This is a genomic window from Streptomyces sp. NPDC107562 (assembly GCF_055657325.1).
In genome coordinates this window covers 68571-88705 of the sequence record NZ_JBVKBE010000014.1, presented here as the reverse complement: position 1 = coordinate 88705, position 20135 = coordinate 68571, and the positions used below count along the sequence as shown (strand labels likewise).

At 71.1% G+C, this 20135-nt stretch carries 22 protein-coding genes and 1 riboswitch; of the genes, 14 read left to right on the top strand and 8 right to left on the bottom strand.

Translation table 11 applies throughout. The features are described 5' to 3' along the window. Window positions 1–74: 74 nt before the first annotated feature. The 3 genes from ACZ7LV_RS30790 (at window position 75) to ACZ7LV_RS30780 (ending at window position 1300) form a co-directional block, all read left to right on the top strand. Complete coding sequence (locus ACZ7LV_RS30790; RefSeq protein ID WP_471944112.1) at window positions 75–404, top strand: DUF3618 domain-containing protein; 330 nt, start codon at window positions 75–77, stop codon at window positions 402–404. Window positions 405–500: 96 nt separating this feature from the next. Next, complete coding sequence (locus ACZ7LV_RS30785; RefSeq protein ID WP_258021436.1) at window positions 501–803, top strand: GroES family chaperonin; 303 nt, start codon at window positions 501–503, stop codon at window positions 801–803. Window positions 804–881: 78 nt separating this feature from the next. Next, window positions 882–944, top strand: a riboswitch (guanidine-III (ykkC-III) riboswitch). 35 nt (window positions 945–979) lie between these two features. Beyond that, window positions 980–1300, top strand: coding sequence for a DMT family transporter (locus tag ACZ7LV_RS30780; RefSeq protein ID WP_401680951.1), 321 nt, complete (start codon window positions 980–982; stop codon window positions 1298–1300). A gap of 27 nt (window positions 1301–1327) precedes the next feature. Here ACZ7LV_RS30780 and ACZ7LV_RS30775 read toward each other — a convergent pair whose 3' ends face one another. After that, complete coding sequence (locus tag ACZ7LV_RS30775; protein ID WP_471944110.1) at window positions 1328–3706, bottom strand: transglycosylase domain-containing protein; 2379 nt, start codon at window positions 3704–3706, stop codon at window positions 1328–1330. Between the two features lie 186 nt (window positions 3707–3892). Between ACZ7LV_RS30775 and ACZ7LV_RS30770 the strand changes: the two genes are divergently transcribed. Genes ACZ7LV_RS30770 through ACZ7LV_RS30755 form a run of 4 tightly spaced genes read left to right on the top strand, consistent with a single transcriptional unit; the run spans window position 3893 to window position 7328 of the window. Continuing rightward, window positions 3893–4693: an ABC transporter permease gene (locus ACZ7LV_RS30770; protein WP_471944109.1), complete on the top strand. Its 801-nt coding sequence runs from the start codon at window positions 3893–3895 to the stop codon at window positions 4691–4693. Then, window positions 4686–5525, top strand: coding sequence for an ABC transporter permease (locus ACZ7LV_RS30765; protein ID WP_471944108.1), 840 nt, complete (start codon window positions 4686–4688; stop codon window positions 5523–5525). The genes ACZ7LV_RS30770 and ACZ7LV_RS30765 overlap by 8 nt, the downstream gene beginning before the upstream one ends. 4 nt (window positions 5526–5529) lie before the next feature. Further along, window positions 5530–6552, top strand: coding sequence for an ABC transporter ATP-binding protein (locus tag ACZ7LV_RS30760; protein ID WP_471944106.1), 1023 nt, complete (start codon window positions 5530–5532; stop codon window positions 6550–6552). Between the two features lie 50 nt (window positions 6553–6602). Then, a complete protein-coding gene (locus ACZ7LV_RS30755) occupies window positions 6603–7328 on the top strand; it encodes a DUF1707 SHOCT-like domain-containing protein (RefSeq protein ID WP_471944104.1) in 726 nt (241 codons plus the stop codon). A 992-nt stretch (window positions 7329–8320) separates the two neighbouring features. Here ACZ7LV_RS30755 and ACZ7LV_RS30750 read toward each other — a convergent pair. After that, on the bottom strand, window positions 8321–9655 hold the full coding sequence (locus ACZ7LV_RS30750; RefSeq protein ID WP_471944102.1) for an SGNH/GDSL hydrolase family protein: 1335 nt from the start codon (window positions 9653–9655) through the stop codon (window positions 8321–8323). Window positions 9656–9840: 185 nt separating this feature from the next. Between ACZ7LV_RS30750 and ACZ7LV_RS30745 the strand changes: the two genes are divergently transcribed. The 3 genes from ACZ7LV_RS30745 (at window position 9841) to ACZ7LV_RS30735 (ending at window position 13191) form a co-directional block, all read left to right on the top strand. Beyond that, complete coding sequence (locus tag ACZ7LV_RS30745; RefSeq protein ID WP_471944100.1) at window positions 9841–11232, top strand: DUF445 domain-containing protein; 1392 nt, start codon at window positions 9841–9843, stop codon at window positions 11230–11232. 77 nt (window positions 11233–11309) lie between these two features. Further along, entirely contained in the window at window positions 11310–12812 is a 1503-nt protein-coding gene (locus ACZ7LV_RS30740) for an MFS transporter (protein ID WP_471944099.1), read from the top strand. Window positions 12813–12831: 19 nt separating this feature from the next. Then, window positions 12832–13191 carry a VOC family protein gene (locus tag ACZ7LV_RS30735; RefSeq protein ID WP_393104720.1) on the top strand — a complete coding sequence of 120 codons (360 nt, stop codon included), beginning with the start codon at window positions 12832–12834 and terminating at the stop codon, window positions 13189–13191. Between the two features lie 3 nt (window positions 13192–13194). On the opposite strand, the gene ACZ7LV_RS30730 is transcribed toward ACZ7LV_RS30735, so the two are convergent. Further along, window positions 13195–13644, bottom strand: coding sequence for a hypothetical protein (locus tag ACZ7LV_RS30730; protein ID WP_471944097.1), 450 nt, complete (start codon window positions 13642–13644; stop codon window positions 13195–13197). A 184-nt stretch (window positions 13645–13828) separates the two neighbouring features. Here ACZ7LV_RS30730 and ACZ7LV_RS30725 point away from each other — a divergent pair, with 184 nt between their 5' ends. Beyond that, a complete protein-coding gene (locus tag ACZ7LV_RS30725; protein WP_471944095.1) occupies window positions 13829–14773 on the top strand; it encodes a GlxA family transcriptional regulator in 945 nt (314 codons plus the stop codon). A 4-nt stretch (window positions 14774–14777) separates the two neighbouring features. Here the strand turns inward: ACZ7LV_RS30725 and ACZ7LV_RS30720 are convergent, their stop codons facing one another. Then, entirely contained in the window at window positions 14778–15080 is a 303-nt protein-coding gene (locus tag ACZ7LV_RS30720) for a hypothetical protein (protein WP_471944093.1), read from the bottom strand. Between the two features lie 160 nt (window positions 15081–15240). On the opposite strand from ACZ7LV_RS30720, the gene ACZ7LV_RS30715 reads away from it, so the two are divergent. Continuing rightward, entirely contained in the window at window positions 15241–15660 is a 420-nt protein-coding gene (locus tag ACZ7LV_RS30715) for an Hsp20/alpha crystallin family protein (RefSeq protein ID WP_471944091.1), read from the top strand. 114 nt (window positions 15661–15774) lie between these two features. Continuing rightward, window positions 15775–16257 carry a DUF2267 domain-containing protein gene (locus tag ACZ7LV_RS30710; RefSeq protein ID WP_471944089.1) on the top strand — a complete coding sequence of 161 codons (483 nt, stop codon included), beginning with the start codon at window positions 15775–15777 and terminating at the stop codon, window positions 16255–16257. Here the strand turns inward: ACZ7LV_RS30710 and ACZ7LV_RS30705 are convergent. The 4 genes from ACZ7LV_RS30705 to ACZ7LV_RS30690 form a co-directional block, all read right to left on the bottom strand. Continuing rightward, window positions 16232–17017, bottom strand: coding sequence for an SDR family NAD(P)-dependent oxidoreductase (locus ACZ7LV_RS30705; RefSeq protein ID WP_471944087.1), 786 nt, complete (start codon window positions 17015–17017; stop codon window positions 16232–16234). The two genes, ACZ7LV_RS30710 and ACZ7LV_RS30705, sit on opposite strands and share 26 nt — an antisense overlap. A 162-nt stretch (window positions 17018–17179) precedes the next feature. Continuing rightward, window positions 17180–17797 (bottom strand): NAD(P)H-dependent oxidoreductase, encoded by a 618-nt coding sequence (locus tag ACZ7LV_RS30700; protein ID WP_471944086.1) that lies wholly within the window; start codon window positions 17795–17797, stop codon window positions 17180–17182. A 368-nt stretch (window positions 17798–18165) separates the two neighbouring features. Further along, window positions 18166–18435, bottom strand: coding sequence for a DUF397 domain-containing protein (locus ACZ7LV_RS30695; RefSeq protein ID WP_471944277.1), 270 nt, complete (start codon window positions 18433–18435; stop codon window positions 18166–18168). A 2-nt stretch (window positions 18436–18437) separates the two neighbouring features. Beyond that, window positions 18438–19286: a helix-turn-helix domain-containing protein gene (locus ACZ7LV_RS30690; protein ID WP_471944085.1), complete on the bottom strand. Its 849-nt coding sequence runs from the start codon at window positions 19284–19286 to the stop codon at window positions 18438–18440. Between the two features lie 206 nt (window positions 19287–19492). Between ACZ7LV_RS30690 and ACZ7LV_RS30685 the strand changes: the two genes are divergently transcribed. Beyond that, window positions 19493–20101, top strand: coding sequence for an ATP-binding protein (locus ACZ7LV_RS30685; RefSeq protein WP_471944083.1), 609 nt, complete (start codon window positions 19493–19495; stop codon window positions 20099–20101). The last annotated feature ends 34 nt before the right edge of the window (window positions 20102–20135 follow it).

Sequence of the window (20135 nt, the reverse complement as noted above, 5' to 3'; positions counted from 1 at the left end):
GTCCTGACAGTGCGGTCGCCCAGGGAACTGACAGACTGTCCGGAACAGCATCAGCAGACTTCGGAGGCCGTACGGTGGCGGAATCGTCGGACACCAGAACCCCGGCGCAGATCGAGGCGGACATCAGGCGCCGCCGCGAAGTGCTGGCCGAGACCCTCGACGAGCTCGGTGTGCGGGTGCACCCGAAGACCATCGTCGGGGACGCCAAGGCGAAGGTCGTCTCGAATGTCGATCACACCCTTGGACGAGCCTACGTTCAGGTCAACCGGGCGGTGAGCGACGTCAGGCGGCAGTTCGTGGACGAGGACGGCTCGCCCCGGATGGCCCGCGTGCTGCCCGTGGCGCTCGTCGCCGTCGGCGTCGTCGGGCTGCTCGCGCTCGGCACCCGGCGCCGCAGGCGCTGACCCCGCCGGCGTACGAATTCCCCGGATGCAGGTAGGTTCAAGGACGTGAGCGGCAACAGAAACGACAGCACCCATCCCGACAAGCTGCCCATCCGGATGCTCCACGACCGCGTGCTCGTGCGGCAGGACACCAGCGAGGGCGAGCGGCGTTCCGGCGGCGGCATCCTGATCCCCGCCACGGCGGCCGTGGGCCGTCGGCTGGCGTGGGCGGAGGTCGTGGCGGTGGGGCAGAACGTACGGGCCGTGGAGCCGGGCGACCGGGTCCTGTACGACCCGGAGGACCGCGCCGAGGTGGAGGTGCGGGGTGTCGCGTACGTCCTGATGCGCGAGCGTGACCTGCACGCGGTGGCCGCCGACCGGTTCGAGGGGTCCGAGGACTCCACGGGGCTGTATCTGTAGGCGCCGGTCCCGGCGAGCGGCACGAAAGGGCTGGTGACCATGGTCACCAGCCCTTTTTTCTCTGCCCTGCCGGCGTTTTGCTACCTTGGAGAGGCACCCGACGAGACGCGCCGTACCGGGAGAAGGCAAAGACGACGCACCCCCGTCAGTCCGCCTGTCTCCCGGAGGTGCCTGTCATGGCCTGGGTTCTGCTGATCGTCGCCGGCCTGCTCGAAGTCGGCTGGTCGATCGGGATGAAGTACACCGACGGCTTCACCCGGCTCGTCCCCAGTCTGCTCACCGGCGCCGGCATCGTCACCAGCATGCTGCTGCTCTCGTACGCCGCGAAGTCCCTGCCCATCGGTACCGCCTACGGCGTGTGGGTCGGGATCGGGGCGGCCGGGGCGGCGGTGCTCGGCATGGTGGTGCTGGGCGAGCCCGTCACCGCCGCCCGGATCTTCTTCGTCTGTCTGCTGCTGGTCGCCGTCGTCGGCCTGAAGGCGACCTCCGGTCACTAGGGGCCCCGGGGCGGGGCCGGAACGGGTTCACAGCCGGCGGGGGCCCAGTGCTCCCGTCGTCGTGCCAAAGGTCGTCGAGCCGTCGGTGGTGCCGCCCTGGAGGCCGCCGGTGGTCGGGCCCGCTGTGGTGGGGTCCCCGCCGGTGCTCGCGCCGCCGTCCGTCGTACCGCCGTCGCCGGTGGTGCCCCCGTCGGTGGTGGCCCCGCCGTCGGACTCCCCGCCGGTGACCCCGCCGTCCGTGGGCGTGCCGCCGGTCGTCGTGCCGCCGTCGCCCGGGGTCCCGCCGTCGGTCGCACCGCCCTGCGCCGTGCCCGGGATCTGCGGGTCGCCGGTGCCGGTCGGGTCCTCCTGGCTGGGGTCGCCGGTGTTCTCCTCAAGGGTGGGCGGGGCCGGGGGCGTGAGGACGACGTCGGCGCCCTCCTGGAGGCGCAGGTCGAAGTCGGAGACCGGGGTGCCTTCCAGGGCGTCCTTGGTGAACTGGGCCCAGATCTCGGCGGGCGGTCCGCCGCCGTTGACGCGCTCCAGGCCGATCGCGCCGTACAGCGACTTGTGGGCGGCCGTCTTCGGGTCCTGGCCCATCACGGCGACGACCGTGGCCAGCTCGGGGGTGTAGCCCGCGAACCAGGCCGCCTGGTCCTCCTCCGCGGTGCCCGTCTTTCCGGCCGCCGGACGGCCGGCGGCCTGCGCGGCGGTGGCGGTGCCGTTGTCCACGACGCTCCGCAGGACCGACGTCGTGGTGTCGGCGGCCTCGCGGCTGACGGCCTGGGTGGTGTGCCGCTCGGGCATCTCGACCTCGGAGCCGCCTCGGGTGATCTTCTCGATCAGGGTGTACGTGCCGTGCTCGCCGTGGTTGGCGAGCGTCGCGTACGCCTCGGCCATGTCGAGGACGCTCGCCTGGGCGACGCCGAGCGCGATCGACGGGTACGGGCCCAGTTCCGGTGTGCTGGAGGGCAGACCGAGGTCGACCGCGGTGCGCATGACCTTGTCGGGGCCGACGTCGACGGCCATCTGCGCGTACACCGCGTTCACGGACTTGTCGGTGGCCTCGCGGACCGTGAGGTCGCCGTAGGAGACCTGGTCCTCGTTCTCCGGCGCGTAGGCGCCGTTCCAGCCCTGCACGGGGCGCTTGTTGGTGCCGTCGTAGAACGTGTTGGGCGTGATGCGGGTGCCCTGCTGGGTGATCGAGCCGTTCTCGACGGCCGAGGTGAACACCAGGGGCTTGAAGATGGAGCCGACCTGGAAGTCCCGGCGCGTGGCGCCGTTGGTGTACTGCTTCACGTAGTCGATGCCGCCGTACATCGCGACGACCTTGCCCGTCTTCGGGTCGACGGCGGCGCCGCCCGCGCGGACGTAGTTGTCGACCTCGCGGTTCTCCTTGTCCAGCTGGGACATCAGCTTGTCGTCGACGGCCTTCACGAAGGCGTCCTGGCGCGGCTTCTGCAGCGTGGTGGTGATGCGGTAGCCGCCCGCTTCGAGGGATGCGGCGTCGACGACGTCGTGCTCGACGAGGTACTGCTTGATCGCGTCGACGACGTAGCCGCGCTGCCCGGACATCCCGGTCGAGACGGTGGCCTCCTTCGGCATCGGGAACTTCAGGCCGGCCCGCTCGGAGCGGGTGAGCCAGCCCTCCTTGACCATGCCGTCCAGGACGTAGTTCCAGCGGGCCTGGGCCGCGGGCCGGCTCTCCGGGTGGGCGACGACGTCGTACTCGCTGGGCGCGTTCAGCAGCGCGGCGAGATAGGCGCCGCGGGCCGCGTCGAGGTCGGTGGCGTCCATGCCGTAGTAGGCCTGGGCGGCGGCCTGGATGCCGTAGGCGTTGCGGCCGAAGTAGCTGGTGTTGAGGTAGCCCTCCAGGATGTCGTTCTTGCTCTTCTCCCGATCGAGCTTGATCGAGATGAAGAACTCCTTGACCTTCCGCGTGACCGTCTGTTCCTGGGCCAGGTAGTAGTTCTTCACGTACTGCTGGGTGATCGTGGAGCCCGACTGCTTGCCCTTGCCGGTGGCCGTGTTCCAGCCCGCGCGCACCATGGCCTTGGGGTCGATCGCGGACTCGGAGTAGAAGTCGCGGTCCTCGGCGGCCAGCACGGCGTGCTGCGCGTCCTTGGAGATCTGCGCGAGGTCCACGTTCTCCCGGTTGACCTCGCCGTCCCGGGCGAGCTGCGAGCCGTCCGCGTAGAGGTAGACGTTGCTCTGCTTGGTCGCCAGCGCGTTCGCGGAGGGGATCTTGACCATCGAGTAGCCGAGGTAGAACAGGCCGATCAGCAGCAGGACGCCGATGACGAAGGTGCCCAGCAGCATGCGCCAGGTCGGGAGGATCCGGCGCCATCCGGTGCGCTTCGCCCGCCCGGTCTCCCCGTTTCCGGGCCCGCCCTGGTTCGGCTGCTGAGGCTGCGGCTCGTCACTCATGTCGTGCACGGACTCCTGTGTGTTTCCTCGTACGTCATCTGCGCCCCCCTCTGAAGACTCCCGCACCGGCCGTTCCGTTCCCGGATCCGGGCACGTGTCCCGCCCGAAAAATGCCTGGCAGGCGTCCTGCGCCGGGTACTAGGCTCCTGCGCTTCGGTGTCGGCTCGTCGGGGACGGTGGTTCGGTGTGGGCACGGGACGGTTGTACGCGGCCGTCGCGGTGGGGAATTTCCGACGGTACGCGACCTATCGGGCGGCCACGGCCGCCGGGGTGTTCACCAACACGGTCTTCGGGCTCATCCTCGTCTACGCCTATCTCGCCCTGTGGGACGAGAGACCGCAGCTCGGCGGGTACGACCAGGCACAGGCCGTCACCTACGTGTGGCTCGGCCAGGCGCTGCTGTCGACCCTCGCGATCGGGGGCGGCGGCTTCGAGAACGAACTGATGGAACGCATCCGTACGGGTGATGTGGCGATCGATCTCCACCGCCCGGTCGATCTGCAACTGTGGTGGCTCGCGGCTGACTTGGGCCGGGCCTTCTTCCAGCTGCTGGGGCGCGGGGTGTTGCCGTTCGCGTTCGGGGCGCTGGCCTTCGACGTCGCGCTGCCCTCGGACCCGGTGACCTGGGCGGCCTGTCTGGTCGCGGTGCTGCTCGGGATGGTCGTCAGCTTCGGGCTGCGGTACCTGGTGGCGCTGAGCGCGTTCTGGCTGCTCGACGGCACCGGCGTGTCCCAGATGACCTGGCTGCTGGGCTACTTCTGCTCCGGCATGCTGCTGCCCCTGAACGTCTTCCCCGGCCTGCTCGGCGAGATCGTCCGGGTGCTGCCGTGGTCGTCGCTGCTCCAGGCGCCGGCGGACGTCCTGCTCGGCCGGGCCGAACCGCTCGGCACCTTCCTCTTCCAGGGCGCGTGGGCGGTGGCGCTGCTGGCGGTCGGGCGGCTGATGGAGTCGGCGGCCACCCGGCGGGTGGTGGTGCAGGGTGGCTGACAGGGGGCGGCTGCGGTGGTCCGGCCGGATCGCCGAGGGACTGCGCGCGTACGGGCTGATCGTCGCCATGTGGATCAGGTCCACCATGGCCTACCGGACGTCGTTCGCCGTGACCGCCCTCGGCAACTTCGCGGCGACCGGCCTCGACTTCGTCGCCATCCTGCTGATGTTCTCCCGGGTCGACGAGCTCGGCGGCTGGACCCTGCCCGAGATCGCCTTCCTGTACGGCCTGACCGGTGTCGCCTTCGGGCTGGCCGATCTGGCCATCGGGTCGATGGAGCGGCTCGGCCGCCGGGTGCGCGACGGCACGCTGGACACGCTGCTGGTGCGTCCGGCGCCCGTCCTCGCGCAGGTCGCCGCCGACCGGTTCGGGCTGCGCCGTCTCGGCCGGGTCGTCCAGGGCGCGCTGGTCCTCGGCTACGCGCTGGTCGCGCTCGACGTCGACTGGACGCCGCTGAAGGTGCTGCTGATGCCGATGATGCTGCTCAGCGGGGCGGCGATCTTCTGCGCGGTGTTCGTCGGGGGCGCCGCCTTCCAGTTCGTCGCGCAGGACGCCTCCGAGGTGCAGAACGCGTTCACCTACGGCGGCACGACGCTGCTCCAGTACCCGCCGACCGTCTTCGGCAAGGAACTGGTGCGCGGGGTGACCTTCGTGCTGCCGCTGGCCTTCGTCAACTGGCTGCCCGCGAGCCACATCCTGGGGCGGCCCTACCCGCTGGACCTGCCCGAGTGGGTGGCCTTCGCACCGCCGCTGGTGGCGGCGGCGTGCTGCGCGCTCGCGGGGCTGGCCTGGCGGGCCGGACTCAAGTCGTATCGGAGCACAGGGAGTTAGGCCGGTGAGAGTGACAGAGACGGACGGAGCGGGCGCCACGGACGCCGAGGGGTTCATCGAGGTCGACCGGGTCGAGAAGGTCTTCGAGGTGCGTACGAAGGCCGGCTTCCTGAAGCGGGAGCGGCGGCTGGTGCGGGCCGTCGACGCGATCTCGTTCCGGGTGGCCCGCGGCGAGATGGTCGGCTACATCGGGCCGAACGGCGCCGGGAAGTCGACCACGATCAAGATGCTGACCGGCATCCTCACCCCGAGCGGTGGGCGGGTGCGGGTCGCGGGCATCGACCCGTCCCGTGAGCGGACCCGGCTGGCGCACCGGATAGGGGTGGTCTTCGGCCAGCGCACGACGCTGTGGTGGGATCTTCCGCTCATCGATTCGTACCGGCTGATGCACCGCATGTACCGGATCCCCGACGCCCGCTACCGCGCCAACCTCGAACGCTGCGTCGAACTCCTGGAGCTGGCCGACCTGCTGGACGTGCCGGTACGGCAGCTCTCGCTGGGCCAGCGGATGCGCGGGGACATCGCCGCGGCGCTGCTGCACGATCCCGAGGTGCTCTACCTGGACGAGCCGACCATCGGCCTGGACGTCATCTCCAAGGCCAGGGTGCGGCAGTTCCTGCGCGAACTGAACGCCGAGCGCGGCACGACGGTGCTGCTCACCACCCATGACCTCCAGGACATCGAGCAGCTCTGCTCCCGGGTGATGGTCATCGACCACGGGCACCTGGTGTACGACGGCGGGCTCGCCGGGCTGCACGAGGCGGGGGAGAGCGAGCGCACCCTCGTCGTCGACCTGGAGCGGGAACTGCCGCCGATCGAGGCGCCGGCACCGGCGCGGGTCGTCCGCGTGGAGGGCCCCCGGCAGTGGCTGGCCTTCCCGGCGGCGGAGTCGGCGGCGCCGCTGGTGGCGCGGATCGCGGCGGAGTATCCGCTGGTGGACCTCTCGGTGCGGGAGCCGGACATCGAGGCGGTGATCGCGCGGATGCTGCGGGCGACGGGGGACGTCGCGGAGCCCCGGCGCGGCTGAGTCCCGGCACCGCGTAGTGCCGGGACCGTGGAAAACGTAGGCTGCTGCCCATGACCGACGATGCCCCGGAGCTGCGAGCCTCCGACGCCGATCGCGAGCGAGTCGCCGAGGTCCTGCGGGACGCCCTCGCGGAGGGGCGGCTGGACATGACGGAGTTCGAGGAACGCCTCGACGCGACCTACCAGGCGCGGACCTACGGCGAGCTGGCCCCCATCACGCGGGACCTGCCCGCCGGGGGCGCGGCGCCGGGTCCGGCGGTCTCGATGGTCAAGGAGCCCGCGGCGCGCGGGGGTTGGGCCGGGCGGATCACCGGGGGCCGGGGATCCTCGTCGGGCGGCGTCGCCGTGATGTCCGGGTTCCAGCGCAAGGGGCGCTGGACCGTGCCGAAGCGGTTCACCTGCTTCACGTTCTGGGGCGGCGGGGAACTCGACCTGCGTGACGCGCTGTTCGCCGACCGCGAGGTCGAGCTCAACTGCGTGGCCATCATGGGCGGCGTGAGCATCGTCGTGCCTCCCGGCGTCGAGGTCGTCGTCCGCGGCATCGGGATCATGGGCGGCTTCGACAGCCGTGAGGACGGGGTGCCGGGCGACCCGGGCGCCCCGCGCGTGATCGTCTCCGGGTTCGCCTTCTGGGGCGGGGTCGGCATCGAGCGCAAGCAGGTACGGGTGCGCCGCGGCGGCGAGCAGCGGGACGTCGAGGGCGGCGACCGGCGGATGCTGGGCCATGGCGACGAGGGGCACGGCTGGGGCCACGACCAACGACGAGACACGAACTGACCCCCGCACCCCCACCCAACGCCCACAGTGCCCCCGCCCGGAGCCCCCACAGTGGCCCCGGGCCGGCGCCTTGATCGCGGGCCGACGCCTGCTTAGGGGCTGGCGCCGTGCTTCCGGGCTGGCGTCTTGGTCCCGGGCTCGCGCCGTGCTTCCGGGCTCGCGCCTCCACCCGGAGTTCGGCGCGCTGCGCCCTTGCCTGGAGTCCGTGCCCTGATCCCGGGCTCCCGCCCTAGTTCCGGGCCAGCTCCACCCGGAGGGTGTTGCCCCCGCGCCAGCGCGCCGCCTCGCGCCCGGGTTCGGGGGCTGTGCCGTGGTCCCGGACCCGCGCTTCCACTGGGTACCCACCGTTCCGTGCCCCGAGCCCGCACTCCCGCCCGGAGCCCGCCGCTTCGCGCCCCGGGCCCGCTCCACCCGGAGGCTGTTGCCCCGCGGCCGGAGCGCCGCTTCGCGCCCAGGTTCCGGGGCTGTGCCGTGGTTCCGGGCCCGCGCTCCCGCCCGGAGCGCCGCTTCGCACCCGGCCCGCGCCCGGATCGCCGCTTCGCACCCGGCGCCCGCGCCCGGAGCGCCGCTTCGCGCCCGGGTTCCGGGGCTGTGCCGTCGTTCCGGACCCGCGCTTCCACCCGGTACCCGTCGCTCCGCGTCCCGAGCCCGCGCCCCGGGTCCGCGCTCCCGCCTGGAGCCCGCCGCCCCGGGCCCGCTTCACCGGGAGGCTCTTGCCCCGCGCCCGGAGCGTGCCGCTTCGCGCCGGGGGTCCGGCCGGGGCTGTGCCGTAGTTCCGGACCCGCGCTTCCCCTTAGTACCCGCCGTTCCGCGCCCCGAGCCCGCGTCCCGGGCCCGCGCCCTCGCCCGGAGCCCGCCGCTTCGCGCCCCGGGCCCGCGCCCCACCACCCCGGGCCCGCGCCCCACGGCCCCGGGCTTGCGCCCTACTGCTCCGGGCCGCACCCGCCCCCCGGGCCCCGTGCCCCACCGCTCCGGGCCCGTCCCGTTTCTCCTTACAGGTGGGCCGGGGCCGCGTCCTTGAGGGTGGGCAGGTCGAACTCGTGGGCCATGCGGTCGTAGCCGCGGTCGTTGGGGTGCAGATGGTCGCCGGAGTCGTAGTCCGGGCGGAACCTGCGCGGGGCGTACGGATCGCGTACCGCCCGGTCGAAGTCGACCACCGCGTCGAAGAGGCGACCGGAGCGGATCTCGGCGTTCATCTCCTGCCGTACCGCCTCGCGCTCGTCGCTGTAGCCGCGGTGCCCGCCGAACGGCATCAGGGTGGCGCCGACGACCCGGATGCCCCGGGCGTGGGCCTGGCCGACCAGCGTGCGCAGGCCGTCGAGGACCTGGCCGGGGTCGATGACCGTGGGGGAGCGCAGGATGTCGTTGACGCCGAGGTCGATGACGACGACCCGGACGTTCGTGCGGCCGAGCACGTCACGCGGGAAGCGGCTGAGGCCGCTCGGGTTGTCGGCGGGGCGGCCCAGACCGCCGGTCAGGACGCGGTTGCCGCCGATGCCCTGGTTGACGACGCTGTAGCGGGGCACGTCCTCGCCCGCGTCGGCCGCCTCGCGCAGCCGGTCGGACAGGACGTCGGGCCAGCGCCGGTTGGCGCCCACGGTGGAGGAGTGCCCTTCGGTGAGGGAGTCGCCGAAGGCGACCAGGGTGCCGTCGGACTCCCCGCTGAGCACGTCGAGGGCGGTCAGATACCGCCAGGCCTCGACCTGTTCGGTGTACGGCGCGCCGGTCACGTCCTCGGTGCGCTCGCCCCGCGCGGCGTACGAGATCTGCCGCACGCGCGGGTGCACGGTGACGGGGCCCGGCTCTGCGGGGGCGTACGTGGTGACCAGGACGTCGCTGTCGGCCGGGACGGGCAGGCGCACACCGTCGCTCATCACCTGTTCCCCCGGCGGGATCACGACGGTGGGGAGGCCGTTGAACGTCAGCCGCCGCATGGTCCGCGGGATCGCGGCCGCGCTGTCGTCGGCGGCGGCGAGCGCGATCGTGGCCCGGGTGAGGGTCAGCGGCAGCCGGCCGTAGAGATTGGACAGCGTGATCCGGGCACCCGTACCGCCGACACTGGTGTGGACGACGTTGCGTACGGAGCGGTCGCGCAGGCCGGCGGTCTCGGTGCCGGGCTCGGCGGCCGACGGGGAGGTCGACCAGGAGCCGACCCAGGTGCCGGTGGAGGCCGGGGCGGCGGGAGGGTGCGGCGGGCGTGGTCCCGCGAGCGGGCCCGGCGCCGTGCCGCCGTCGGAGGCGGCTCCGGCGTATATGGCGACCGACATGGCCACGATCAGCGAGACGACGGCGGCGAGCAAGGCATAACCGTGATGACGCCTGGTCATGCGGTGCGTTTCTCCTCGGGAGGAAGCGGAGCCCGAGGCTCCGAGGTGATCGACTCCCATGATGCGCCATGGGGTGGGGGAAGGTGCGCCGCCCCTCCCCACAGACGCCGGGAACTCCTGTCACGTTCCAGGAGTCGGTCAGGAAGGGACAATGAGGAGTGGAGGCTCGGGAACGGGTGGAGCGGATGGATCGTACGAAAACGGATCAAGCAGGCGAAACGGGAGCAGGTGCCGTAGAGCAGCATGCCCGACCGGGCACCGCCGGTAACCGCGCGGGCGCGGGGCGCGGCGTGCCCGCGTCCGCCGTCCGGGCGATGACGACGTTCAGCCCGGCCGACGAGGAGAAGCGGCGCGGCGTACGCCGGATGAAACTCACCGCGACCGGCCTGCTGCTTCTGGTGGCCGTGGTCTACGTACTGGCCAAATGGGCGCAGAACTCGGGCGCCGGCCCTTGGGCCGGCTATGTCGCCGCCGCCGCCGAGGCCGGCATGGTCGGCGCGCTGGCCGACTGGTTCGCCGTCACCGCCCTCTTCCGTCACCCGCTCGGCATCCCCATCCCGCACACCGCGATCATCCCCACCAAGAAGGACCAGCTGGGCGTCTCGCTGGGGGAGTTCGTCGGTGAGAACTTCCTCTCCGAGGACGTCGTACGGCAGCGGCTGCGTGCCGTCGGCATCGGCAGCCGCCTCGGCGCCTGGCTCGCCGAACCCCAGAACGCCGACCGGGTGACGGCCGAGCTGGCGACGGCCCTGCGCGGCGCGCTCACCGTGCTGCGCGACTCCGACGTGCAGGCGGTGGTCGGCGAGGCGATCACCCGGCGGGCCGGCGTCCAGGAGATCGCGCCCGGCATCGGCAAGATGCTGGAGAAGGTCGTCGCCGACGGCGGGCACAAACGGGTCGTCGACCTGGTCGTCTCCCGCGCGCACGACTGGCTGGTGCTGCACAGCGACTCCGTGATGGACGCCGTGCAGGGCGGCGCGCCCGGCTGGACCCCCCGCTTCGTGGACCGCAAGGTCGGCGAGCGGGTCTACAAGGAGCTGCTGCGCTTCTGCGCGGAGATGCGGGACATGCCGTCCCATCCGGCGCGCGGCGCCCTGGACCGCTTCCTCTCCGACTTCGCCGCCGACCTCCAGTCCGACACCGAGACCCGCGCGAAGGTGGAGCGGCTCAAGGGCGAGGTGCTGGGCCGGGGCGAGGTCCAGGACCTGATCGCCTCCGCCTGGACGGCCGTACGCTCCATGATCGTCTCCGCGGCCGAGGACGAGCGCAGCGAGCTGCGGCTGCGGGTGCGGGCCTCCCTGCTCTCCCTGGGCGCCCGGATGGCGACCGAACCCAAGGTCCAGGACAAGGTGGACAACTGGGTCGAGGGCGCGGCCGTGCACGTCGTGACGACGTACCGCAGCGAGATCACCCTGCTGATCACCGACACGGTGGCCGGCTGGGACGCCGAGCACACCACCCGGAAGATCGAGGCTCACATCGGTCGTGACCTGCAGTTCATCCGGATCAACGGCACGGTCGTCGGCTCGCTGGCCGGGCTGCTGATCTACACCGTCTCCCGCATGCTGGGGGCGTGACCTCCCACGTCCGCGTACGGGCGTGACCCCCCGCTTTCCGGGCAGACGGGAGGGGGTCGCCCGACGGAGAGGGAGCCATGACAGCAGCAGCGTCGTCGTCGCCGGATTCTGTGCCCGCCTCCACCGGAACCATCACCACGTCCGTCCCGGCCCGTCTGGACCGGCTGCCGTGGTCCCGGTGGCACTGGATGATCGTGATCGGCCTCGGCACCGTCTGGATCCTGGACGGTCTCGAAGTCACCATCGTCGGCAATGTCGCCGGCCGGCTCGCCGAGGAGGGCAGCGGCCTCGACATCACCGCCGCCCAGGTCACCGGCGTCGCGGCGGCGCTGTACGTGGCGGGCGCCTGTACGGGCGCCCTGTTCTTCGGCTGGCTGACCGACCGCTACGGCCGCAAGAAGCTGTTCATGGTGACGCTGGCGGTGTATCTGGCGGCCACCGCCATGACGGCGCTGTCCTTCGAGTCGTGGTGGTTCTTCCTCTTCCGCTTCCTCACCGGCTTCGGCATCGGCGGCGAGTACGCGGCCATCAACTCGGCGATCGACGAGCTGATCCCCTCCCTCTACCGGGGCCGGGTCGACCTCATCATCAACGGCAGCTACTGGCTCGGCGCCATCGGCGGCGCCCTGCTGTCGATCGTCATGCTGGACACCGCGATCTTCCCGAAGGACCTGGGCTGGCGGCTCAGCTTCGCGCTCGGCGTCGTCCTGGGCCTGGTCATCCTGCTGGTACGACGTCATGTCCCGGAGTCGCCACGATGGCAGTTCATCCACGGCCGGGGCGAGAAGGCGGAGGACCTGGTCTCCTCCGTCGAACGGGAGATCGAGCAGGAGAAGGGTGAGCCGCTGCCGCCTCCCGCCGGCGAGATCACCATCCAGGTGCGCAAGAGCATCGGCTTCGGCCTGATCGCCAAGACCGTCTTCGGCCGCTATCCGCGCCGGGCCGTGCTCGGGCTGTCCCTCTTCATCGGCCAGGCGTTCCTGTACAACGCCATCACCTTCGGCTTCGGCACCATCCTCAGCACGTTCTTCGACGTGCCCACCGGACGGACCGGTTACTACTTCGCCGTCATCGCGGCCGGCAACTTCCTCGGCCCCCTGCTGCTCGGCAAGCTCTTCGACACGGTGGGCCGCCGGGTGATGATCTCCTCGACGTACATCCTCTCCGGCCTGCTCCTCTTCGCCACGGCCTGGCTCTTCGACCGGGGCTCCCTGACGGCGACGACGATGACGGCATGCTGGTGCGTGGTGCTGTTCTTCGCCTCGGCGGGCGCGTCCAGCGCCTACCTCACCGTCTCGGAGGTCTTCCCGATGGAGACCCGGGCCATGGCCATCGCCTTCTTCTACGCCCTCGGCACCGCGGCCGGCGGCATCAGCGGCCCGCTGATCTTCGCCGACCTGACCGAGTCGGGCGTCGTCGCCGACACCGTGCTCGCCTTCCAGATCGGTGCCGGACTGATGTGCGCGGCAGGTCTGGTCGCGGTCTTCCTCGCGGTCCGGGCGGAGCGGCGGTCCCTGGAGGACATCGCGACGCCGCTGTCGGTGACGACGGGGACCGGCACGTCCGACACCACAGCCTGACAGCCCGGGAGTCGTACCCATGACCGTCCGCAGAATCGTCCCCGACTGCCAGGTGCCGTCCGAGGCGGCGATGGAGGGCAACCGTGACTTCTACGGTCTGCTCGGCCTGGAGGAGGTCATGAACCTGGGCTGGGTGATGACGCTGGCCTCCCCCGCCAACCCCACCGCTCAGCTCATCTTCCTCACCGAGGAACGCACCGCGCCCGTCGTCCCCGACCTCAGCGTGGAGGTCGAGGACGTCGACGCGGTGTACGCGCGGGTGCTGGCCTCGGGTGCGGAGGTCGTACGGGAACTGCGCGACGAGGAGTGGGGCGTACGGCGCTTCTTCGTCCGCGACCCGAACGGGCGTGTGGTGAACGTGCTCACCCACCGGCGATAGGGCTCACGCGCCGGTCATGGACCCCGGGCGGACGATCATCAGCACCGTCACGACCGCCCACAGCAGGTTGAATACGCCGGTGAACATGGCCAGCCGCACGGTCGCCTCCCGTGTCCCGACGCCCTCCACGAGCGCGCCCTGCCGGGGCAGCACCAGGGCGGCGAGCACGACCGCGGCCAGGGCGGTCAGCCCGATCGACACGATCAGCCAGGCGTCGCCGAGCACGCCCATGGCGCTCGCGGTCGCGAACCCGAACACGGGCACGACGACACCGACGGTCGCGTACACCCGGCAGATCCGGTGCAGCAGTTGGACCGTCTCGGCGGCCTTCGGGTCGTCGGGCGCGGCCATGGCCCGGCGCGCGGCGGGCGGGAACATGCTCGCGGCGACGGTGACGGGCCCGACGGCGACGATCGCGGCGAGGACATGGACGGCGAGGAGGAACTTGGTCACGGACGTCGACGCTAGGGGCGTGGTGGATCTTGGAGAAGTGGCGGTAGTGCCAGCCTTCGACGGATTCTCGCCACGGGCGTCAGGGCGGGCCCGCGGGCCCCGTCAGCGGGCGGACGACGCGCGTCGGACCGTGTCCAGGCCGTCCAGGATTGGCGAGAGTTCGTCGTACGCCTAGGATCGCGCCATGCACACCGTGGCCGTACTGGCGCTGGACGGCGTCATCCCCTTCGACCTCTCCGCCCCGATCGACGCCTTCGGCTGGGCCCGGCTGCCGGACGGCCGGGAGGCCTACCGGGTGCGGGTCTGCGCGGAGCGCGGGGAGGTGAACGCGGGGGCGTTCACCGTGCGGGCGCCGTACGGCCTGGAGGCGCTGGCGGAGGCCGACACGATCATCCTGCCCGGCGTCGAGGACCCGCCGCGGACGCTGCCGCCCGGGGTCGCCGAGGCGCTGTGCGCGGCGGCGGCGAACGGTACACGGATCGCGTCGGTCTGCGTCGGCGCGTTCCTCTTCGCCGCGACCGGCCTGCTGGACGGCCTGCGTGCCACGACGCACTGGATCGCGGCGCCGGAACTCGCGCGGCGCCACCCGGAGGTGACGGTCGACCCGAACGTCCTCTACGTCGACAACGGCCAGTTCCTGACGTCCGCGGGCGCGGCGGCGGCGCTGGACATGTGCCTGCACATGATCCGCAAGGACCACGGCTCGGCGGTCGCGGCACACGCCGCCCGGATGTCGGTGATGCCGCTGGAACGGGAGGGCGGGCAGGCTCAGTTCATCGTGCACGACCAGCCCCCGGCCCCGGCGGGCGCGACGCTGGAGCCCCTGCTGGCCTGGCTGGAGGACAACTGCGACCGCGACCTGACCCTGGACGAGGTCGCGACGCGGGCCGGGATGAGCACGCGCACCCTCAACCGGCGCTTCCGGGAGCAGACGGGGACGACGCCCTTGCAGTGGCTGCACCGGGCGCGGGTGCGGCGGGCGCAGTACCTGCTGGAGACGACGTCGTACCCGGTCGAACGCATCGCGACGCAGGCCGGCTTCGGCTCGCCGACGGCATTCAGGGAACGCTTCCGCAGGGTGGTGGGGACGAGCCCGCAGGGCTACCGGAGGGCGTTCAGGTCGGCGTAGTGGCTCACGCCCGGCGGTCGGCGACGGCCCAGGACGCGAGGGCGACGGCCCCTGCCACCCCGAACACGGCGGGCCAGGCGCCCACCTTCTTGGCCAGCGGGTGCGACCCCGCGAAGGCGGCGACGTACGCGGCGCCGAGCGCGCCCGCGGCCTTCCCGCCGGCCCGCTCCCGCCACTGCTGGGCCGCTGCCGCCCCCGCAACGGCGAGCACGACTCCGCCGAGCTGCCGCTTCCTGGTCCAGCGGGCGACACCGTACCCGCCGACGAGCCCGCTCGCGGCGACGAGCGCGCTGGGAACCCTGACCATCTGCTGCCTCCTCGTACGACCTCGTGTCCGTCCCCGAGACTACTGCTCACCTGCCCCGGTGCACTTAACCTGAGTCGTGGCTTGTCAACTTTCCTCGCGCGAGCTATATAAGAAGGCGTAGGGCATCGCACCCAGCCTCTTCCGAAAGGAGTGACCCGTGATGCTCATGCGTACCGACCCCTTCCGTGAATTCGACCGCCTCGCGCAGCAGGTCTTCGGCCCCGCCCGTCCGGCCGCGATGCCGATGGACGCCTACCGGTCCGGTGACGACTTCGTCGTCCACTTCGACCTGCCCGGCATCGACCCCGAGACGATCGAACTGGACGTCGAACGCAACGTCCTGAACGTCCGCGCCGAGCGCCGCGTCCCCGCCCCCCAGGGCGCGGAGATGATCGTCGCCGAACGCCCCACGGGAACCTTCACCCGTCAGCTCTTCCTCGGCGAGACCCTCGACACGGACCGCATCGACGCCTCGTACGAAGCGGGCGTCCTCACGCTGCGCATCCCCGTCGCGGAGGCGGCCAAGCCACGCCGCATCCAGATCACCGGCGGCGACAGCCGCAAGCAGCTCAGCACCTGAACGCCCGATCAGGGCAGTCGACGAGCGGCGTCCCGCGGGCACGGCACCCCGCCTGCGGGACGCCCCCGCGCCCACCTGGACTCTTTCGGCCCACCTGGAGGAGAAGGCCGCACGATGACCGCACCCACGATGCCGCCCCTGACGACGGCGCCGGCCCGCACCGTGACCTGGACAGAACTGATCACTGCCGTACAGCGGGCGGGCCGGTACCCGACGCGGACAGAGGCGGAGCGCCTCACCCGCACCGTCCTGCGCGCCCTCGGCCGGCACGTCCCGGGCGACGCACGGGTGGCCCTGGCGCAGGCCCTCCCGGAGGAGGCGGCGCGGGCCGTCGCCTCCGAGATCCCGGCGCCCCGCCCGCTCACCGCCCCGGAGTTCGTCGACGCGGTGGCGAGCCGCGTGGAGGGCGCCACCCCGGCGACCGCCCGCTGGGACGTCAGCTCCGTCCTCGGTGTCCTGCCCGAGGTGATCGGCGACGCCTCGGTGGACGACCTGCTGCGCCAACTCCCGCGGGGGTACGCGCTGTTGTTCGGCCGGGCGGAGCTGACTCCGAAGCCGCTCGCCGGGGCCGTCAGTCGACGACCTGGCCGCAGGTGACGTTGGGGACCGCGCCGGTCATGGCGGCCGCGTGGTCCGACGCCATGAGCGCGGCGACATTGCCGACGTCGGCGAGGGAGGGCAGCCGCTTCAGCAGGGTCATCTCCGTGAGCTGGGCGACGAAGTCGTCCCGGGTCGTCCCGGTGCCGGCGGCGTGTCTGTCCAGCACGTCCTCGATCGACTCCACCGATCCGGCCGAGCGCAGACAGATGACCCGCACACCACTCGGGCCCAGTTCCGCCGCCAGCGTGCGGGACAGGCCCTCCAACGCGGCGCAGGTGACGCCGAAGCCGCCGACGAGGGGGAAGGGGATCCGGGAGGGGGTGGCCGTGATCATCATGATCACGCCGGACCCGGCCTCGATCATGCGGGGCGCGACGGCCCTCGCGGTCAGGAACTGCGTCCGCGTCGCGATGCCGATGGGCCGCGCGAAGTCGTCGTAGGACATCTCGACGAGCGGCGTCCCTTGGACCTCGTCGAGCCCGATGGCGTTGAACGAGACGTCGATGCGCCCCGCCCGCGCGGCGACCCCGGCGACACAGTCCTCGACGGACCCCTCGTCGAGCGCGTCGACCCGCACGGTCCAGGCCCGCCCGCCGGCGGCGGCGATGTCCCCGGCCACCGCCTGCAGCTTGCCTTCGGTGCGACCGGCGAGGAAGACGGTGGCCCCTTCTCGGGCGAAGGCACGCGCGACGGCGCCTCCCACCGCCCCACCGGCGCCGTAGATCAGGGCGTTCTTGTCCGCGAGCAGCATGATCATCAGGGTGGGGGTAGGCGGATGAAGCTCCTGGCAGCTGAGTCTCCTGGCAGTTGAGTCTCCGGGCAGTTTCAACACTCCTGGCAGTTGAAACTCCTGGCGGTTTCCTCATCGTCCCGCGCGGGCCGCGGAGATCGCATCTTGAGCCGGGGCGCGCCGAAGCGGTCACGAATGGCTGGACGGATGCCGCGCGTCCAGGAGCGCGGCGGCTTCGCGCCGAGCCCGGGTGAGCCACGCGGCACGCTGCTCCTCACTCGAATCGCCGACCGTACGGAACACCACGCGCCGCACGTCGACGACGCCCACGTACGGCAGGACGCAGGCCCTCCAGACCCGGTCCAAAGGATCTCCGAACTCACCCGCCTCCCGCTCGGCGGGAGTGTCGGACGTGTTCAGCACCAGCGCCCGCCGGGCCCGCAGCAGCCCGACGGGCTCCCCTTGCGCACTCCCCAACTTGTAGGCAACTCCCGGCACGAACACCCGTTGCACCCACCCGACCAGCACGGCGGGCGGCATCCCCCACCAGTTGGGATGCACGAACACCAGGGCGTTCAGCGTGGCGACCTCGCCCCGATGCAGCGCGACCTGGGCATCCCCGGCACGCGCCGCGACCTGAACGGTCCCCGTCTCCTCGGCGGACACCTCGGCCGGAAACCCCTCGGCACACAGATCATGCGCGACGACATCACACCCACGTCGACGCAACTCACCGACCACGGCCCCGAAGAGGGCGTGATTGAAGCTCCCGTCCCGCGGATGCGCGAGATACACCCCGATACGCATGTTCGTCCTCCCCCAAGTGGCCCTGAACACCGGGGAGATCCTGGCAGACAGCCAGGGGGGCCGACAGGCTCGATCCACGAGCGCTTGCGCCACCCGCCAAGCCGAGCCGGCGTGCCCCGATAGGCCGGTGCGCACCCCCGCACACTGGCACCCGGCGACGCGGCGCCACTACGCACCCACCGATCCCGGAGGCCCCACCCCTGGGCCGCCCGGCCGGAGGAAACACCGCGGTGGAGGGGCGAGTGTCAGGAGTGGAGCGCAGCGGAATCGGCGAAGCCGACGCCCGAAGGGCGCTCTTGACCCTCGCCCCGCAACCGCCACCCTCAGAACAACCGGGCGGCCGTGGGCACCTCATAACCAACGTCAGGTCACACCGGGTCGACTTCCGCCTGTACCACCGACTCCGTTCGAAGTCTCCCGACTGTGCGAGGCCGACAGGGCGCCCCGCCTTTCAAGCCCTCGATGAAAGCGCTCCATGTCTTGCCGCTCACCATCACGACGGAAGCCGTGCTGCCTTTGGAATCGCGGAGAAGTACGCCTGTGTGGGTCGGCGCGCACTCCACGCACTCGCCTCCGGCGCCGTTGCTGTACGACGATCGGAACCATGCCGGACGGTACTCGTCGAGCGACACTTCCATGCTCATCCTGCGTAATCCTTGAGAACGGACTTGATCAGCTGGGCGGAACGCTGAGGACTCAGAGCTGCGGCGCGCAAGCCGTCGAATGCCCGTGCGTACTCACGAACATGATGCTCGCCTTCCAGGTAGACGGCATCAGTGATTCCGTCCCGGTACACCAGGTCGAGGTCCTCCTGGGCAGGAAATCCGAGCATGGTGAAGGAACCGGTGGTGGGGTAGGTACCCGAATCGAACGGAAGCACCTGCAGAGTAACCTTCGGCAGCTCCGCTGCGTCCAAGACCCGTTCGAGCTGGTCACGCATCAGGGAACGATCTCCGATCACGTTGCGTACGACGGCCTCGTTCACGATGAACCAGGCCTCGGGAGCATCAGGTCGTGTGAGCATGACCTGGCGTTCCAGGCGTACACGTACTGCCTTGTCGATGTCCTGAGAGGACATGTGCGCGCCGGTCGTGTGGAGCTCGCGAGCGTACGGTCCGACTTGCATCAGGCCGGGAACCACTTCGCACTGGTACTGGCGGATCGTGGATGCGTCCTGCTCGAGCCCGATGTAGATGTTGAACCACTCAGGAATGCCGGAGCCGTGCACCTGCCACCAGCCGCGTGTCTTCGCCTGCCGTGCAAGTGACTTGAGGAAGTCGCGTAGCTCGTCGGTGGTTTCGTAGAACCGGCACAGAGCATCGACGTCCGATGGTTGGACGCGACCGCTCCCCGTTTCCATGCGATTGACCTTTGAGCCGCTCCAGTCGAGGGCCTGGCCGACCTGAGCGCAGGTGAGGGCACTCGACTCGCGGAGCTTCTTCAGCTCGATCGAGAGACGGCGACGGCGTGCCGTCGGAGAGCCGGCCATCACAAAACCCTTCTGGTAGCGGACGTTCAGTCTCGCGCCAAGGTTTGGGCTTGCCAATCACTCGTACGCGGGAATCCCGTCGTGCACATTGCACGACGGGATGGGCGGGCCGCATGCTGGCCGTCGGTGCCAGTCACTGTATGTATTGGTGACGTCACGTCGCTTCGTCGGCGTGTCGAGCATGTGATGAGAGGGGTCGACCTTTCGTGCTCAACATTGCATGTCTGCAGCGGAAGCCTTGGGAGCTGGCGTTCACGGCCGAGCCCGAAGAAGTGGCGACATTGCGGCGCATCATGAAGCTGCACCTGGGCATCTGGGGGCTTCACGAGATCGTGGACGGAGCACAACTCTGCGTAAGCGAGCTGGTGTCCAACGTAATCACACACGTCGGCCGCGGCACCCCGGCCACGCTGGCGGTCTCGATGAACGACACATACCTGCGGATCGAGGTCCACGATCCCGACTGCCGTGCCCTGCCGACGCTGATGCAGGCTGGGAGCGACTGCGAAGGCGGCCGAGGTATGGCGCTTGTCGCAGCGACCGCCGATCGCTGGGGCGTGGATCTCCGCCTTGATCGGAAAGCGACCTGGTGCGAGTTGGCGACCGAACCGACCGATCGAACTCAACCGCACGGAAGCCGGGCGTCGACCGGCCCGCTGAGCGGTGCTTCGCGTCCACTGGGTACCGCCTTGGTCGAGGACGCCGCGGTCGACGTCATCGCGGGCGTGCTCCATTGGCTGTGGGCACGGGGGCACGATGCGGATGAGCTTCTAGATCGGGCGCAGACGCGTTTCGAGGCGGAAATCAGCACCTAGGCCGCCTGCGGTCTCCACGCTGTGCAATCTCCGC